This window comes from Brevundimonas sp., from assembly GCF_029945885.1.
Lineage (GTDB): Bacteria > Pseudomonadota > Alphaproteobacteria > Caulobacterales > Caulobacteraceae > Brevundimonas.
Map to the genome: position 1 here is coordinate 1 of NZ_JAQSDK010000010.1, position 15,215 is coordinate 15,215.

A 15,215-nucleotide genomic window follows, 5' to 3' on the forward strand; every position below is an offset into this window, starting at 1 on the left:
AGGTGGCCGGGCCGTTGCCGTGGTCCTGGTGCATGCAGACCGGGATGTGCGGATACAGTTCGGCCAGGGCGTCGATCAGCTTGGCCAGCACGATGTCGTTGGCATAGCTGCGGGCTCCGCGGCTGGCCTGGATGATGACCGGGGCGTTGACGGCTTCCGCCGCCTCCATGATCGCCAGCCCCTGTTCCATATTGTTGATGTTGTAGGCGGGCAGGCCGTAGTCGTTTTCGGCGGCGTGGTCGAGCAGCTGTCGCAGGGTGATGCGGGCCATCGGGGAACTCCTGGGCGAGTATTATTTTGTCGAAGGTTTAGCGTTGGCTTGTCGCGAAGTCACGCATTGTAACGACCCATCCGTGCCCGCTGCCCGCAGCGATCAGGCGCGGCGCAGCGCCTCGACCCCGGGCAGGGGCTTGCCCTCCATCCATTCGAGGAAGGCACCGCCGGCGGTGGAGACGAAGGTCATGTCGTCCGCCACGCCCGCGTGATGCAGGGCCGCGACCGTGTCGCCGCCGCCGGCCACCGCGACCAGGGCCCCGGCCTTCGCCAGCTGCGCCGCCGCCCGGGCCGCCTTGACCGTGGCGGCGTCGAACGGGGGCACCTCGAACACGCCCAGCGGGCCGTTCCAGATCAGGGTGCGCGACAGGGCCATGGCCTTGATCAGCTTCTCGACCGTCAGCGGCCCGGCATCGAGGATCTTCTCGTCGTCGCCGATGGGCTCGCGGGCCAGGACGGTGCGGGTCTCGGCCCCCGGCTTGACGTCAGTGGCGATCACCACATCGATGGGCAGCAGGATCTCGCAACCCTTCGCCTCGGCCTCGGCGAGGATGGCGCGGGCGGTGTCGGCCAGGTCCTTCTCGCACAGCGACCCCCCGACATCGACGCCCTGGGCGTGCAGGAAGGTGTTGGCCATGCCGCCGCCGATGGCCAGCCGGTCCAGCTTGCCGACGAGGTTCTGCAACAGGTCCAGCTTGGACGAGACCTTGGACCCGCCGACGATACCCAGCACCGGCTTCTGCGGATTGCCCAGGGCAGCGTCGAGCGCATCCAGCTCGCGCCGCATCGACTCGCCGGCGTAGGCGGGCAACAGCCGCGCCAGACCCTCGGTCGAGGCATGGGCGCGGTGGGCGGCCGAGAAGGCGTCGTTGACGTAGAGATCGCCCAGTTCCGCCAGCTGCGCGGCGAAGTCCGGGGCGTTGGCCTCCTCGCCCGCGTGGAAGCGGACGTTCTCCAGCAGGACGACGCCGCCGATGTCGAGGTCGGCGATCATGGCCTTCGCCTCTTCCCCCACGCAGTCGGACGCGAACCGCACCGGCGCGCCGAGCAGACGTTCCAGATCATCGACCACCGGCTGCAGGCTCATCGCCGGCACGACCTTGCCCTTGGGGCGGTCGAAATGGGCGAGCAGGGCGACCCTAGCCCCGGCGTCGCGCAGCCGCTGGATCGTCGGCAGGGCGACGCGCAGCCGGGTGTCGTCGGTGACCTTGCCGCCCTCCATCGGGACGTTGAAATCCACGCGCACGAGGGCGGTCTTGCCGGCGAGTCCGCCATTGGCCTTTGCGGCGTCGTCGAGGGTGCGGAAGGTCATGGGCGGCTCCGGTAAAGGGGGTCGGACGTTGTTATCCCTTCTCCCCTCGTGGGAGAAGGTGGCTCGCGCAGCGAGACGGATGAGGGGGATGGCAGGCCAGCCCAATCGTTTGAGGTCGACGATGACCTTCGCCGAGACGGCGATGTGGGCCTTGCTGCGTCGTCGTGGTTTTGAAGGCTGGAAATTCCGCCGCCAGACTCGCATCGACCCGTGGATCGCCGACTTCTGTTGCTACGATTTGAAACTGGTCATCGAGCTGGACGGCGGCGTGCATCGCCTGCGCGAGGCCGAAGACAAGGCCCGTGACGCCGATCTGACCCGACGGGAGTTCACCATTCTGCGCTTCGGCAATGAGGCAGTCCTGACCAATCCGAACCTGATGCTGGAGGCCATACGTTGCCATGCTGCGGGTCGACCACCCCCTCATCCGTCAGGCTCCGCCTGACACCTTCTCCCAAGAGGGGAGAAGGGAAAGGGTGCGACAGAGGGGCGGTGATCGTTATCTCATCGTTTGAGAGCAGCACTGACGGCGCTGCTCAGATTTTCGTCTCCGAGTCGAAAGTGTTGCCACTCAGATTTTTGCGACTTTCGGATTTCGACGCGAACAGGCCTGAAAGTCTCGATCCATTCGATATCACCGATGAGCGATGCATCTTGGGGCGTCTCGAGGAGTTTCGATCCGCACCATTTGTCCTCAATATCGAAATAGATCGCTGTCGCGGTACGGCCCTCAAGCCAGTCCGAAACCAGTGTCTTCGCCGCCTTGCTCGCTCGGTGCGAGTCCGAGTCGTCATAGATTCCGTCGCCGGGAAGATGTGTCTCCCAAAACCCGAAGGTCACAGTGAGCTCGCCCTCGTAGGTATCGATGACCACGGGCTCGATGGCCGAACCACCATGGGTGTCGATGGTCAGAACGAGATACTCAGGTGCCCATCGTTCCCAACGCCCTGCCAGAACAGATGCCCAATCGGTGAGTTCGCGGTAAACGGCATCCGACCATTCCGTCACCGGTTGTGCCGATGACGGGACGTATGCCTCACCAGAAGCGGCGGGAGCAGAAAGTGCGCCCTCTTTCGCTCCCTTGTCCGGCATCAGATCAGCTTGCTCATCACCAGCGCCGTGTCCGCCATCCGCGTCGCGAAACCCCATTCGTTATCGTACCAGGTCAGCACCCGGGCCAGGGTGCCGTCGACGACCTGGGTCTGGGGCAGGGCGGCGGTCGACGAGGCGGCGATGTGGTTCAGGTCGCAGGAGACCAGGGCCTCGTCGGTGGTGAACAGCACGCCACGCATCGGACCGTCGGCGGCAGCCTGCAGGGCGGCGTTGATTTCGGCCACGGTGGTCTCGCGACCGGCGACGACCTTCAGGTCGACGACCGAGACGTTCGGGGTCGGCACGCGGATCGACGAGCCGTCCAGTTTGCCCTTCAGGGCCGGCAGCACCAGACCCAGGGCCTTGGCGGCTCCGGTCGAGGTCGGGATCATCGACAGGGCGGCGGCGCGGCCGCGGTACAGGTCCTTGTGCATCGTATCCAGCGTCGGCTGGTCGCCGGTGTAGGAGTGGATGGTGGTCATGTAGCCGCGCTCGATACCGAACAGGTCGTGCAGCACCTTGGCCACCGGGGCCAGGGCATTGGTAGTGCAGCTGCCGTTGGAGACGATGATGTCGTCGGCGGTCAGGGTCTCGTGGTTGACCTTGTAGACGATGGTCTTGTCGGCACCGTCGCCGGGTGCCGAGATCAGGACGCGCTTGGCCCCGGCCTTCAGGTGGGCCGCCGCCTTGTCACGGGCCGTGAAGATGCCGGTGCATTCGAAGGCGATGTCGACGTTCAATGCCTTGTGCGGCAGGTTGGCCGGGTCGCGCTCGGCCGTGACCTTGATCTTGCCCAGGCCGACGTCGATCCAGTCCTCGCCGCTCTCGATGGTGCCGGGGAAGCGGCCGTGCACCGAGTCATACTTCAGCAGGTGGGCGTTGGTGGACACCGGACCCAGATCGTTGATCGCCACCACCTCGATGTCGCGACGGCCGTGCTCGACGATCGAACGCAGGACGAGGCGGCCGATACGGCCGAAACCATTGATGGCGACGCGGACGGTCATGGGCGGGGCTCCTGAAGCGGTGTGTCTGTGATGGCCGCTTCAATGGAACCGACGGGCGCGCGGATCAACCCCGTGGCCGTAACAAGCCGTGATCGCTTGTTACGGTTCAGGTCAGCGGCAGGGTCAGCCTGGCCGTCAGTCCGCCGCCATTCCTATTCTCCAGCACGACGTCGCCGCCATGGGCCCGGGCGGCCTGGCGCGCCACAGTCAGTCCCAGTCCGGCCCCGCCGGTCTCGCGGCTGCGCGAGCGTTCGCCGCGGTGGAAGGGGTCGAAAACCGCCTCCAGCTCGTCCGCGGGGACGCCCTGGCCGTCGTCCTCGACCGTGACCACGGCCCTGCCGTCCGCGGCGACCGCATGGACCCGGGCCCCGCCGCCGAATTTCACCGCATTGGCGATCAGATTGGCCAGGGCCCGGCGCAGGGCGGCGGGATCGGCCACGACCGGCAGGGCAGCGTCACCGCTGAAGGTCACATTCGCCCCGGTCTCGCTGAACCCGGTGGCACAGTCCGCCGCCAGTACGGTCAGGTCGAACGGTTCGCTGCGGTCCGGGGCCGCCTCGCCACGCACATAGGCCATGGCCGTGGCGATCAGGGCGTCCATCTCCTCGATATCGGCGGCCATGCGGTCGCGCACGCTGTCCGGGGCCTGTTCGGCCCGGAACCGCAGCCGCGTCAGCGGGGTGCGCAGGTCATGGGCGATGGCGGCGACGGTCTGGCTGCGGCGGCGCATATGGTCGCGCAGGGCGGCCTGCATGTCGTTGAAGGCGTGGATGGCGGTGCGCACCTCGGTCGGGCCCGAGGCGACCATGGGTTCGGCATCGGGGTCGGCCCCCAGTCGTTCGGCCGCCTCGGCGAAGACGCGGATCGGCCGGGTCAGCCGCCGCGCCATGACCCAGACCAGCGGGGCCAGCAACAGCAGGGAGATGCCCAGGGCGATCAGAATCCGCACCTGCCACGGCGACAGCAGACCATGCGGCGGCGTCACCGAGGCCCAGCGACCGTCCGGCAGCCGCAGGGCGGCGCTGAACGGGGCGAAGGTCAATTTGTCGGTGACTATGGTGAACTGATGGGTGGTGGTGTCGATGGTGATGGCCTCGGCCCCGGCCGGGGCCATGTGGCGCATGTGAACCTCGGCCCGGACCTCACGGGTGGGGCCGGGCCTGTCGACGGTCTCGCCGGGTTCGACCTGACGGTTCCAGTGCAGGGTTTCGCCGCCGTCGGCGTCAGGGCCCTGGATACCGGGGCGGACGAACACGAGTTCGGTGCGGTTGTCATCCGTCCGGGGCGGCGGAGGGCCGCGGCCCGGACCGGGCGCGCGCGGCGGGACCGTGACGCGCAGGGCGTCGGGCTGCACCTGCAGGCGTTGGGCCAGGCCGGCGCTGATGGCCAGGGCCAGGGGTTCGCGCGGACTGCCGGCCAGGGTCGGAGCCTTGTCCGACAGATGGCGTTTCAGCGTGCGACCATCCGAGGTCTCGGCCGGTCGGCCCTCCAGCGCTTCGGCGGCGGCCTCGATGCTGAAGCCGGCCGGGCGCGGTTCCGGGGCCAGCAGCACCACGCCAAAGGCCACGGCCTGGGACATGACCACGGCCAGGGTCGCCAGGGCGGCAACCTGGACCAGGACGGGCAAGGCGGTGGGCGACTTCATCGGCGCTCGACCTTCGCATCGAACATATAGCCCTCACCGCGCCGGGTCTGGATCAGTTCCAGGCCCGAGCCGTCGTCCAGCTTGCGCCGCAGCCGGCTGATCTGCACATCCATGGCCCGGTCGAACACATCGGTATCGTTGCCGCGTGCGCGCTCCAGCAGGTGGTCGCGGGTCAGGACCCGGCCTGGGCTGTCGACGAAGGCGCGCAGCAGGGCAAATTCCCCGGCCGAAAGGGAAATGATTGCCCCGTCCGGTCGGGTCAGTTCGCGTCGCATCAGGTCCAGCCGCCAGCCCGCAAAGCCCAGGACGCCCGCTTCGGCGGGGCTGTCCTCACGCGGGCGGCGCAGCACGGCGCGGATGCGGGCCAGCAGTTCGCGCGGATTGCAGGGCTTGGCCAGATAGTCGTCGGCCCCCAGCTCCAGCCCGATGATCCGGTCGGTGTCCTCGCCCATGGCGCTGAGCATGACGATCGGCGGCCCCTTGCCGGACAGGCGGCGACACACCGACAGGCCGTCCTCGCCGGGCATCATCAGATCCAGCACGATCAGGTCCGGGGCCTGTGCTGCGAAGGCCCGGTCCATCTCGGCGGCACTGGCCGCGCCACGGGCCTCGTAGCCGTGCTGGACCAGGTAATCGCACAGCACCTCGCGGATGCCGGGGTCGTCGTCGACGACCAGAATACGGGGGGCGGAGGGCAGGGTCATTGCGGCCATTGTGACGGGGTCCGGCGTCGGCGTCATTTCAGGGCTGAAACAATTCTCTCCGTCCCTGAAACATCACGGCAAGGGCGGCGTGGTCCAAAGGGGGCATAGCTTCACTGCAGAAAGATGCACCATGCTGACCCTTCTGAACCTCGCCGCCGTCCTGACCCTGCAGACGCCGCCGGCCCCGCCCCCGCCGCCGCATATGCGGACCGAGACCCGCGTCATGGTCATGAGCGACCATGACGGCCCCGGCGGGCTGGACAAGGACGGCGATGGCCAGGTCAGTCGCGAGGAATTCGCCGCACCGATGACCGACGCCTTCGGCCGGATGGATACCGACGGTAACGGCCGCCTGTCGCCCGAGGAACTCCGCGCCGGACATGGTCCGGGCGGGCCGGGCGGCGAGCATGAGATGATGATCTTCCGCGGCGGGCCCGAGGGCGGGCCGGATGGCGGGCCGATGCGGCACCGGATGGAAATGCACCGCACCGCCCCTGATGGCGCGCCGGGCGAACGGCATGAGGAACGCATCATGGTGATCACGGATGGCGCGCCGGGCGGACCCGACGGCGAGCGCGAAGTCGTTGTGCGCCGCATGGGCCCTGGCGGCGGACCGATGAGCTGGCACGACGGCGACGGCGACACCCGGATCGAGATCCATCGCCTGGGTGAGGGCGAGGGCGGCAACGACCTCGACACCGACGGTGACGGCAGGATCTCCGAGGCCGAATTCCTGGCCCCGATGCGGGCGGCCTTCGCCCGGATGGACACGGATCATTCCGGCGCGATCGACACGACGGAAACGGGCGGCGCGCAGCAGGTCCGGGTCGTCACCCGCACGACGGAGCGGTCGTCGGACCAATAGGCCCGCGCCCGGTTCCGGCCGGACTTCAGACGGATCAGGGGGGCTGCACCGGTCGGTGCGGCCCCCCTTTTTTTGTCTAGCCGGCGACGGGGCGGACCCGGGAGGCCGCCTCGCGCGCCCGTTCACGGGCCTCTTCGACCGTGGCACCGCGCGCGGTGGCCACGCCCATGCGGCGGCGCTCATAGCTTTCGGGCTTGCCGAACAGCCGCAGGTCGGCGGTCGGCACCGACAGGGCTTCGGCCACCCCCTCGAAGGCGATCCCGGTCGCTTCCATCCCGCCATAGATGACGGCGCTGGCCCCGGTGTCGCGCAGGGTTACATCGACGGGCAGGCCCAGGATGGCCCGGGCATGCAGGGCGAACTCGCTCAGGGTCTGGGTCGCCAGGGTCACCAGGCCGGTGTCGTGCGGGCGCGGCGACACTTCCGAGAACCAGACCTGGTCGCCCTTCACGAACAGCTCGACCCCGAAAACGCCCAGCCCGCCCAGCGCATCCGTGACCTTGCCGGCGATATCCTGGGCCGTGGCCAGGGCGGCGGCCGTCATGGCCTGCGGCTGCCAGCTCTCGACATAGTCGCCCTTGACCTGGCGATGGCCGATCGGGGCGCAGAAGTCGGTGACCACGACGCCGTCTCTCAGAGACCGCACGGTCAGCAGGGTGATCTCATAGTCGAAATCGATCCGGCCCTCGACGATGACCCGCGCCGTCTCGACCCGCCCGCCCGACTGGGCCCAGGCCCAGGCATTGCCGGCGTCTTCCAGCGCCTCGATGAACGACTGGCCCTTGCCCGAGGACGACATCACCGGCTTGACGAAGACCGGCAGGCCGATGCGGTGCGCGGCCTCGGCCAGCTCGGCGGCCGAACCGGCGAAGGCATAGGGACTGGTCGGCAGGCCCAGCGCCTCGGCCGCCAGACAGCGGATGCCCTCGCGGTTCATGGTCAGCCGGGTCGCCCGCGCCGTGGGGATGACCACCGCATGGCCGGCCGCCTCGATCTCGGCCAGGACGTCGGTGGCGATGGCCTCGATCTCGGGCACGATGATGTGCGGCATTTCGGCGGCGATGACCCCGGCCAGCACATGGGGGTCGGTCATCGGGATCACATGGCTGCGGTGCGCGACCTGCATGGCCGGGGCATTGGGATAGCGGTCGACGGCGATGACCTCGACCCCCAGCCGCTGCAGCTCGATGGCCAGTTCCTTGCCCAGTTCGCCGGCTCCCAGCAGCATCACGCGGGTGGCGGAGTCGGACAGGGGGGTGCCGATACGGGTCATGGGTCAGTCCTCGTTGCGGGCCGGTTCGATCAGGTCCCAGGCGTTGCCGTACAGATCCTCGAACACCACCACCCTGCCATAGGGTTCATGGCGCGGGGCTTCGCGAAAATGCACCCCGGCCGCTGACCAGGCCGCGTGGTCGCGGATCAGGTCGTCGGTCTCGAGGAACAGCCAGACCCGGCCCCCGGCCTGGTCGCCGACGCGGGCAAGCTGGTCCGGAGCCGTGGCCCGGGCCAGCAACAGGGAGGTCTGCCCGCCTTTCGGCGTGACCCGTACCCAGCGCTTGCCGCCGCCCATGTCGGTGTCCTCGCTCAGGTCGAAGCCCAGCGTGCCGACATAGAAGGCGATGGCCGCGTCATAGTCGCGGACCAGCAGGGAGACGGCCCCCAGGTGCACCATGGCCTAGAGCCGGGCCTGGACAGCCGCGACAACGGCATCGGCGGTGATGCCGAACTTCTCGTACAGCACCTCGGCCGGGGCGCTGGCCCCGAAGGACGCCATGCCGATAAAGGCTCCGTCCTCGCCGATGAACCGTTCCCAGCCCTGTTTGATGCCGGCCTCGACGGCCACGCGCACGGTGCCGCGACCGATGACCGAGGCCTGGTATTTGGCGTCCTGCTGTTCGAACAGTTCGAAACAGGGCACCGAGACGACCCGGGTCGGGGTACCTTCGGCCTCCAGGGTCTCGGCGGCGGCCAGGGCCAGGGCCAGTTCGGTGCCGGTGCCGAACAGGGTCACCCGCGCCTCGCTGGAGGCCGCCTTGATCTCATAGGCCCCGCGGCCCGACAGGTTTTCGGAGGCGGCGACGGTGCGCACCGCCGGGGTCTTCTGGCGCGACAGGGCCAGGGCCGAGGGTGCGGTCCTGTGCTCCAGCGCCAGCTTCCAGCATTCCATCGCCTCGATCGTATCGGCGGGACGGAACACCAGCAGGTTGGGAATGGCGCGCAGGGCGGCCAGATGCTCGACCGGCTGATGGGTCGGGCCATCCTCGCCCAGGCCGATGGAGTCGTGGGTCAGCACATGCACGACCCGGATGCCCATCAGGGCGGCCAGACGGATGGCCGGACGGCTGTAGTCCGAGAACACCATGAAGGTGCCGCCGTAGGGGATGACCCCGCCGTGCAGGGCCATGCCGTTCATGGCCGAGGCCATGCCATGCTCACGGATGCCCCAGTTGACGTAACGGCCGTCATAGTCGGGCGCATCGAGGATGGCGGTGCCCTTGACGAAGGTGTTGTTCGAGCCGGTCAGGTCGGCCGAGCCGCCGATCAGTTCGGGGACAGCCCCGAACAGCTGGTCCAGCGCCGCGCCGGACGACTGGCGGGTCGCCTGGGCCGGCTGGCTCTCGACCAGGCCGGCGATGGCGCTCTCCAGCGCGTCGAAGGCCCCGGCGGGCAGGTCGCCGGCCATGGCCCGGGTGAATTCGGCGGCCTTGGGCGAGGCGGCGAGGCTGGCCTCCCAGGCCTTGCGGTGTTTCGCGCCGTGCCTGCCGACCTTGAGCCAGGCCTTGCTGATCGCTTCCGGCACCTCGAACGGGGCGGCGGTCCAGTGCAGGGCCTTGCGGGTGGCCTCGATCTCCGTGGCCCCCAGGGCGGCCCCGTGGGTCTTGTGGCTGCCTTCCATCGTGGCTGCGCCGCGTCCGATTTTCGTCCTGCAGGCGATCAGGGTCGGCTTCGACTGTTTGGTCGCCCAGGCCAGGGCCTTCTTGATCTCGCCCATGTCATGGCCGTCGATGGTCTTGACCGCCCAGCCGCAGGCCTTGAACCGCGCCTGCTGGTCGGTGGCGTCCGACAGGGCCACGGCCCCGTCGATGGTGATCGAATTGTCGTCCCACAGCACCGTCAGCTTGTTGAGCTTGTAGCGACCGGCCAGGGCGATGGCTTCCTGCGACACCCCCTCCATCAGACAGCCGTCGCCGGCGATGACCCAGGTGCGGTGGTCGACCAGATCGTCACCGAAACGGGCGGCCATATGGCGTTCGGCCATGGCGAAGCCGACGGAATTGGCCAGGCCCTGACCCAGCGGACCGGTGGTGGTCTCGACGCCGGGCATGTGACCGTATTCGGGGTGACCGGCCGTCTTCGAGCCCCACTGGCGGAAATTCTCCAGCTCGGCGCGGGTCGCCGCCGCATAGCCGGTCAGGTGCAGCAGGCTGTAGATCAGCATCGAGCCGTGGCCCGCCGACAGGATGAACCGGTCCCGGTCCGCCCAGTTCGGCTGGCTTGCATCGAACTTCAGAAATTTGGAAAACAGCACCGTGGCCACGTCGGCCATGCCCATCGGCATGCCGGGGTGGCCGCTCCTGGCCTTTTCGACCCCGTCCATGGACAGGACACGGATGGCATCGGCCATCTGTTTGTGGGACGCCTTTTCGGGTGCGGGGGAGGAATTGCTCACGGCGCTGACCTTTCGGCGAGTCGAGGGAAATGGAGGCGGGACGCTTTACCGCGACGCGCTGGCGGGTTCTATACGAAATCTGGAGGAAGCGACCCGATGGCTGATGCCACCACCACCGCCAAGGACCGGATCGACCGCGCGCTCGCGACGCTGGAGCGCAAGGTTCTGGAGCTGAAGGCCCGTCCGGCGACCGCCCCGGCGGTGGGGGACGACGATCTGTTCGCGCCCCGCGCCGGCCTGCCCGAGGACGCCGAGCGGATCGCTGCGCTGGAGGCGGCCGGTCGTGATGCGGCCGGAGCCCTGGCCCTGGCGGCCGACGCCGTGCGTGACATTCTGGACCGACAGGCACGGGACGGGCAGGGCTGATGGCTACCGTCACCGTCGAGATCAACGGACGCCCCTATGCCGTGGGCTGTGCCGACGGCCAGGAGGAGCGGGTGCGCATCCTGGGCAAGCAGTTCGACACCAGCGTGCGCCAGGTGGCCGGGGATGTCGGCCATGTCGGCGATATCCGCCTGTTCCTGATGGCCGCCCTGATGCTGGCCGATGAGCTGCACGAGGCCCGCCTGGCCCTGCAGAACGGCACTCCTGCGGCCGCGCCTGCCCCGGCGGCCGCCCCGGGTGGGGATGGCGTGGCCGAGGCGCTGAACGCGGTGGCGGCCCGGATCGAGAAAATCGCCCAGGGTCTGTGAAGACGGGCCATTGTCCGGACACAGGCGAAGGCCTATGTTCCGCCCCGGCGGGTCTTGCTGCGGCCCTCGTCGAAGGCAACATTCCTCGCGACCTTAATTCACTCAAAGGGATCTGTCCCTGTCCGGGCTCGAGGGCCTGGGCATATGGAGCCCACCTGGCTACCCAGGTCTGAGAGGATTTCAACGCTCTTCACGGTTCTTGCGGCGCCGCCAACCCTGCTCCTTTCCTGCACGGCTTCGTGCCCCGGGCCCCGGGCGCAGGCCGAACGACGGTCTGTGGACCCCTTCGCGGAACCGGGTTCATCGAAGTTCCGGTCCGTGCTAGCAAGGCTCAAACCGTCAAGGGGCGCGGAATCATGGCCCGGCGTCATGTGCTTGGATCACCGAACACTGCGGAAATCACACTGGAGCTCGTTGGTGCCGCCTATGCTGCCGCGGCGGACCCGACGCAGTGGGCGGCGTTTGGCGCGTTGTTCCAGCGCCGGCTGGCCTCGTCCATCGCCATGTATGCCCATCCTGTAGCGCAGCCCGGGCGGAACAGAACCCTGCTCTCGACGGGCCTGGACCCGGCCTACACTCGGCTGAATGCAGAGGAATTGCACAGCCGCAACGTGTTGATCCTGAATGCCGCGCGACACACAGCGCCCGTTTTGCTGGCCGAAGACGTGGTCGATCGCGAGACGCTTGAGGGCAGTGAATTCTTCAACGAATACATGCGACCGCAAGGGCTGCATCATGCCGTCAATCTGACGCTGACCACCGGCGGTCTGCATCGCGTCTGTCTGGCGGCGCTGCGCGAAGCGCGGTTCGAAGCCTACGACCGGGACCGCCGGGTTCTCGACGGCCTGCTTCCGCACTTGCGGCGTGCCTTTGAGGTTTCGGAGCGGCTGGACCTGCTGCACGTTCAGGCCCGGGCCGGATTCTCCGCCTTTGACCGGCTGTCGGCAGCGGTCATGCTGGTCGATGAAGAGGCCCGGCTGGCATACGCCAACCGGGCGGCCGAATGTCTGTTGGCCACGGGACGGTGCCTGATTGCACGAGGATCCCGGTTGCGGGCGACGGGGCCGGAACCGGATGCGCGACTTAGGGCCGCGATCACGGGCGCGACCCGCCCTCGACCGACCGGCGCGGCACTGGCCTTCCCGCGCGGCAATGGGATGCCCGCGCTGTCAGCGATCGTCCTGCCGTCAGAGCCGGGCCGCTCGATCTTTGCCGCCCAACGTCCCCTGGCTTTCGTCCTGATCCACGATCCGGCCGCTTCAACCGTCGTGTCCGAGGAGGCGGTGCGTGCCCGTTTTGATGCCACGCCGGCCGAGGCCCGCCTGGCGATCGCCCTTTGTGCCGGAGACAGCCTGTCGGCCTTTGCCGCCTCGGCGGGAGTTTCGGTCACCACGGCCAAGACTCATCTGAATGGCCTGTTTGCCAAGTCGGGAATCAATCGCCAGGCCGATCTGGTGCGGTTGATCCTGTCCGACCCGGCCTTGCGAATGCTCGATTAGGCCTCCTCCGTTCGGAGGAGGCGGCGTCCGGATCGAAGGCGCAAGGACCTTCGCTGGCTGGACAGTCCGTCCAGGAGCAGCAGGAGGAATTTCGGATGCGTGTTTCCAGACTTCAGGCCGGCCTTGTCGGCGCGGCGGTTATCGCCGCCATGGCCGGTTCGGCGATTGCCCAGAGCCGGGCGGCTCCGGTTCCGGCCCCGGCCCGGCCCGGGGAGACCCGCGGCGGGCGTGACGGTAACGGGGGGAGCGTATCCGTCGGCACGATCGTTGGCCTCGCCCGGCTGGGCGCGAACCTTCTGGGTCGCCAGGGTTCTGCCGGCAATGACCGGGACCAGTCGGCGACACCGGCTCGGGATGAGGGCTCGCGCCAGGGACGGCAGGCCTGTGCCGGGACGTCCGGATCCCCGGGCGCGAACCCGCGGGGCGTCAGATCCCCCGAGACCCCGCCCCAGCCCGGTCTGATTGTCCCCGCCGTACAGGCGCTCCATGGCACGAGCGACCCCCAGACCGATATCATTACGGGCGTGGGTCCGGGTGCCGGTCCCCACGACGTGCAACCGCCGCCACCGCCGCCGTCAGCCTCGGGATCGGACTACATACTCGTCCTGGGCGGCGTGACGGGGGAAGACTGTAGCGATTGACACCTGACCGGGTCTGGAAGGACCGGGGGTGGCCTCGGTCCTTTCCTCGCGCCCCAGGATTCCGTATGGGCCTGTATGGACGCCAAACGGGAGCTTCGTGCCACCATGCGGGCCACGCGCAAGCGTCTGGCGGCCCTGGACGCGGGTGCGGCCGCGCGCGCGGCGGACCAGGCCGCCGCCCTGCCGCCCGGCCGGGTCGTCGCCGTCTATTGCGCCATCGGTTCGGAACTGGGTGCGGACGCCCTGTCGCTGGCGCTCGGTCGGGCCGGGCGCCAGCTTTGCCTGCCGGTTGTCGTCGAACGCGACGCGCCCATGATCTTCCGCCGCTGGACCCCGGGTGAACCGCTGGAGCTGGACGGGGCGGGCGTGCCGGCCCCGTTCCCTCTGGCCGAGGTCGTCGAACCGGACCTTATCGTCACGCCTCTGCTGGCATTCGACGCCAGGGGAGGACGGCTGGGACAGGGCGGGGGCTACTATGACCGCACATTCGCGGCCCGACCGGCGGTAACAAGGATCGGCTTCGCCTATGCGGGCCAGGAGGTCGACCATCTGCCGGTCGAGGTCCACGATATCCGGCTGCATGGTGTTCTGACCGAGACCGGCTATAGACCCTTCGCATGAGACTGGCTTTTTTTGGTGATGTTGTCGGCAAGTCCGGCCGGGACGGTCTGAGCGACCATCTGCCCGGCCTGAAGCGGGAGCTGAAGCTCGATTTCGTGGTGATCAATGCCGAGAACGCCGCCGGCGGCTTCGGCATCACCGAGAACACGGCGAAAGAGCTGTTCATGGCCGGGGCCGACTGCCTGACCCTCGGCAACCACAGCTGGGACCAGCGCGAGGCCCTGACCTATATCGTGCGCGAGCCGCGGATGATCCGCCCGGCCAACTATCCGCGCCTGATGGATGCGCCGGGAGCCGGGGCCAATCTGTTTGAAACGCCCGGCGGCAAGACCGTGCTGGTGATGAATGTGCTGGGTCGCATCCACATGGACCCGATGGACTGTCCGTTCGGGGCGGTCGAGCGCGAACTGGCCGCCTGTCCGATGGGCCTGGCCGCCGACGCCGTGATCGTCGACATGCATTGCGAGGCGACCAGCGAGAAGATGGCCATGGGCCATTTCTGCGACGGCCGCGCCAGCCTGGTCGTCGGCACCCATACCCATGTCCCGACCGCCGACTGCCAGATCCTGCCCGGCGGCACGGCCTACCAGACCGACGCCGGGGCCTGCGCCGACTATGACTCGGTGATCGGCAACGAGAAGGAGGAGCCGCTGCGGCGCTTCACCACCCGGCTGTCCGGCGGCCGCTACACGCCCGCCTCGGGTCCGGCCACCGTCTGCGGTGTCTTTGTCGAGACCGATGACAAGACCGGCCTGGCCCTCCGGGTCGAGCCGATCCGGGTCGGCGGGCGGCTCAGCCAGTGTGTGCCGATCGTCGCCTGATGGACGGCGACGTCATTCGGCCGCGGGTTTCCACGCCTGAAGTTCGGCGATCTCGCCCATCTGTCGGTCCTTGATGGACCGGGCCATGCGGCGGACCTCCGGATCCGACGATTGCGCCAGGGCGGCGTCGGCCGCAGCCATACCCGCGCGGTGCTGTTCAATCATCCCGGTCACAAAAGCCTGATCGCCATCCGTGGCGGCGGGGCGAACGGTTGTCGTGACCGCGCCGTCTTTGAGGGCCGCCGCCTGATGGGCGGCACTGGCTTCACGCACGGCCTGTTGAACCGGGTCGCCCCCGCCATCGCAGGCCGTCAGCCCCACCGCGCCGGCGAGGAGCAGGCCGCCGATGCCCGTCCGCAGGGAGATCCGCATG

17 protein-coding genes are annotated in these 15,215 nt (G+C 68.6%); 7 read left to right on the forward strand and 10 right to left on the reverse strand.

Translation table 11 applies throughout. The annotated features are described in order from the left end of the window. Both PSV00_RS06050 and PSV00_RS06055 read right to left on the reverse strand, forming a co-directional pair. A partial coding sequence (locus PSV00_RS06050) for a class II fructose-bisphosphate aldolase (protein ID WP_300445616.1) occupies nucleotides 1-271 on the reverse strand: 271 nt, incomplete at its 3' end. A gap of 102 nt (nucleotides 272-373) precedes the next feature. Then, entirely contained in the window at nucleotides 374-1,585 is a 1,212-nt protein-coding gene (locus tag PSV00_RS06055) for a phosphoglycerate kinase (protein ID WP_300445617.1), read from the reverse strand. An 88-nt stretch (nucleotides 1,586-1,673) separates the two neighbouring features. On the opposite strand from PSV00_RS06055, the gene PSV00_RS06060 reads away from it, so the two are divergent. After that, the gene (locus PSV00_RS06060; RefSeq protein WP_300445618.1) at nucleotides 1,674-2,030 is read left to right on the forward strand and encodes an endonuclease domain-containing protein; all 357 of its coding nucleotides are present in this window, start codon (nucleotides 1,674-1,676) and stop codon (nucleotides 2,028-2,030) included. 59 nt (nucleotides 2,031-2,089) lie between these two features. Here PSV00_RS06060 and PSV00_RS06065 read toward each other — a convergent pair whose 3' ends face one another. The 4 genes from PSV00_RS06065 to PSV00_RS06080 form a co-directional block, all read right to left on the reverse strand. Further along, complete coding sequence (locus PSV00_RS06065) at nucleotides 2,090-2,734, reverse strand: hypothetical protein (RefSeq protein WP_300445619.1); 645 nt, start codon at nucleotides 2,732-2,734, stop codon at nucleotides 2,090-2,092. Continuing rightward, nucleotides 2,677-3,684, reverse strand: coding sequence for a type I glyceraldehyde-3-phosphate dehydrogenase (gap, locus tag PSV00_RS06070; protein WP_300445620.1), 1,008 nt, complete (start codon nucleotides 3,682-3,684; stop codon nucleotides 2,677-2,679). The genes PSV00_RS06065 and gap overlap by 58 nt, the downstream gene beginning before the upstream one ends. Before the next feature lie 106 nt (nucleotides 3,685-3,790). Further along, entirely contained in the window at nucleotides 3,791-5,329 is a 1,539-nt protein-coding gene (locus tag PSV00_RS06075; RefSeq protein ID WP_300445621.1) for an ATP-binding protein, read from the reverse strand. Next, nucleotides 5,326-6,033: a response regulator gene (locus tag PSV00_RS06080; protein WP_300445622.1), complete on the reverse strand. Its 708-nt coding sequence runs from the start codon at nucleotides 6,031-6,033 to the stop codon at nucleotides 5,326-5,328. The genes PSV00_RS06075 and PSV00_RS06080 overlap by 4 nt, the downstream gene beginning before the upstream one ends. A gap of 130 nt (nucleotides 6,034-6,163) precedes the next feature. Here PSV00_RS06080 and PSV00_RS06085 point away from each other — a divergent pair, with 130 nt between their 5' ends. Next, a complete protein-coding gene (locus tag PSV00_RS06085) occupies nucleotides 6,164-6,898 on the forward strand; it encodes an EF-hand domain-containing protein (RefSeq protein ID WP_300445623.1) in 735 nt (244 codons plus the stop codon). Nucleotides 6,899-6,974: 76 nt separating this feature from the next. Here the strand turns inward: PSV00_RS06085 and purT are convergent, their stop codons facing one another. From purT to tkt, 3 genes are read right to left on the reverse strand one after another with little or no spacing between them, the layout of a single operon-like run. Continuing rightward, nucleotides 6,975-8,171 (reverse strand): formate-dependent phosphoribosylglycinamide formyltransferase, encoded by a 1,197-nt coding sequence (gene purT, locus PSV00_RS06090; protein WP_300445624.1) that lies wholly within the window; start codon nucleotides 8,169-8,171, stop codon nucleotides 6,975-6,977. 3 nt (nucleotides 8,172-8,174) lie between these two features. Next, nucleotides 8,175-8,570 (reverse strand): VOC family protein, encoded by a 396-nt coding sequence (locus PSV00_RS06095; RefSeq protein ID WP_300445625.1) that lies wholly within the window; start codon nucleotides 8,568-8,570, stop codon nucleotides 8,175-8,177. Nucleotides 8,571-8,573: 3 nt separating this feature from the next. Further along, the gene (gene tkt / locus PSV00_RS06100; protein WP_300445651.1) at nucleotides 8,574-10,523 is read right to left on the reverse strand and encodes a transketolase; all 1,950 of its coding nucleotides are present in this window, start codon (nucleotides 10,521-10,523) and stop codon (nucleotides 8,574-8,576) included. A 141-nt stretch (nucleotides 10,524-10,664) separates the two neighbouring features. On the opposite strand from tkt, the gene PSV00_RS06105 reads away from it, so the two are divergent. The 5 genes from PSV00_RS06105 (at nucleotide 10,665) to PSV00_RS06125 (ending at nucleotide 14,842) form a co-directional block, all read left to right on the forward strand. Next, the gene (locus tag PSV00_RS06105) at nucleotides 10,665-10,934 is read left to right on the forward strand and encodes a hypothetical protein (RefSeq protein ID WP_300445626.1); all 270 of its coding nucleotides are present in this window, start codon (nucleotides 10,665-10,667) and stop codon (nucleotides 10,932-10,934) included. Next, a complete protein-coding gene (locus tag PSV00_RS06110; RefSeq protein ID WP_300445627.1) occupies nucleotides 10,934-11,260 on the forward strand; it encodes a cell division protein ZapA in 327 nt (108 codons plus the stop codon). The genes PSV00_RS06105 and PSV00_RS06110 overlap by 1 nt, the downstream gene beginning before the upstream one ends. Before the next feature lie 356 nt (nucleotides 11,261-11,616). Next, nucleotides 11,617-12,759 (forward strand): hypothetical protein, encoded by a 1,143-nt coding sequence (locus PSV00_RS06115; protein WP_300445628.1) that lies wholly within the window; start codon nucleotides 11,617-11,619, stop codon nucleotides 12,757-12,759. Between the two features lie 716 nt (nucleotides 12,760-13,475). Continuing rightward, nucleotides 13,476-14,021 carry a 5-formyltetrahydrofolate cyclo-ligase gene (locus PSV00_RS06120; protein ID WP_300445629.1) on the forward strand — a complete coding sequence of 182 codons (546 nt, stop codon included), beginning with the start codon at nucleotides 13,476-13,478 and terminating at the stop codon, nucleotides 14,019-14,021. Next, complete coding sequence (locus PSV00_RS06125; RefSeq protein WP_300445630.1) at nucleotides 14,018-14,842, forward strand: TIGR00282 family metallophosphoesterase; 825 nt, start codon at nucleotides 14,018-14,020, stop codon at nucleotides 14,840-14,842. Before PSV00_RS06120 ends, PSV00_RS06125 begins: the two co-directional genes overlap by 4 nt. 12 nt (nucleotides 14,843-14,854) lie before the next feature. Here PSV00_RS06125 and PSV00_RS06130 read toward each other — a convergent pair whose 3' ends face one another. Continuing rightward, nucleotides 14,855-15,214, reverse strand: coding sequence for a DUF305 domain-containing protein (locus PSV00_RS06130; protein ID WP_300445631.1), 360 nt, complete (start codon nucleotides 15,212-15,214; stop codon nucleotides 14,855-14,857). Nucleotide 15,215 lies beyond the last annotated feature (1 nt).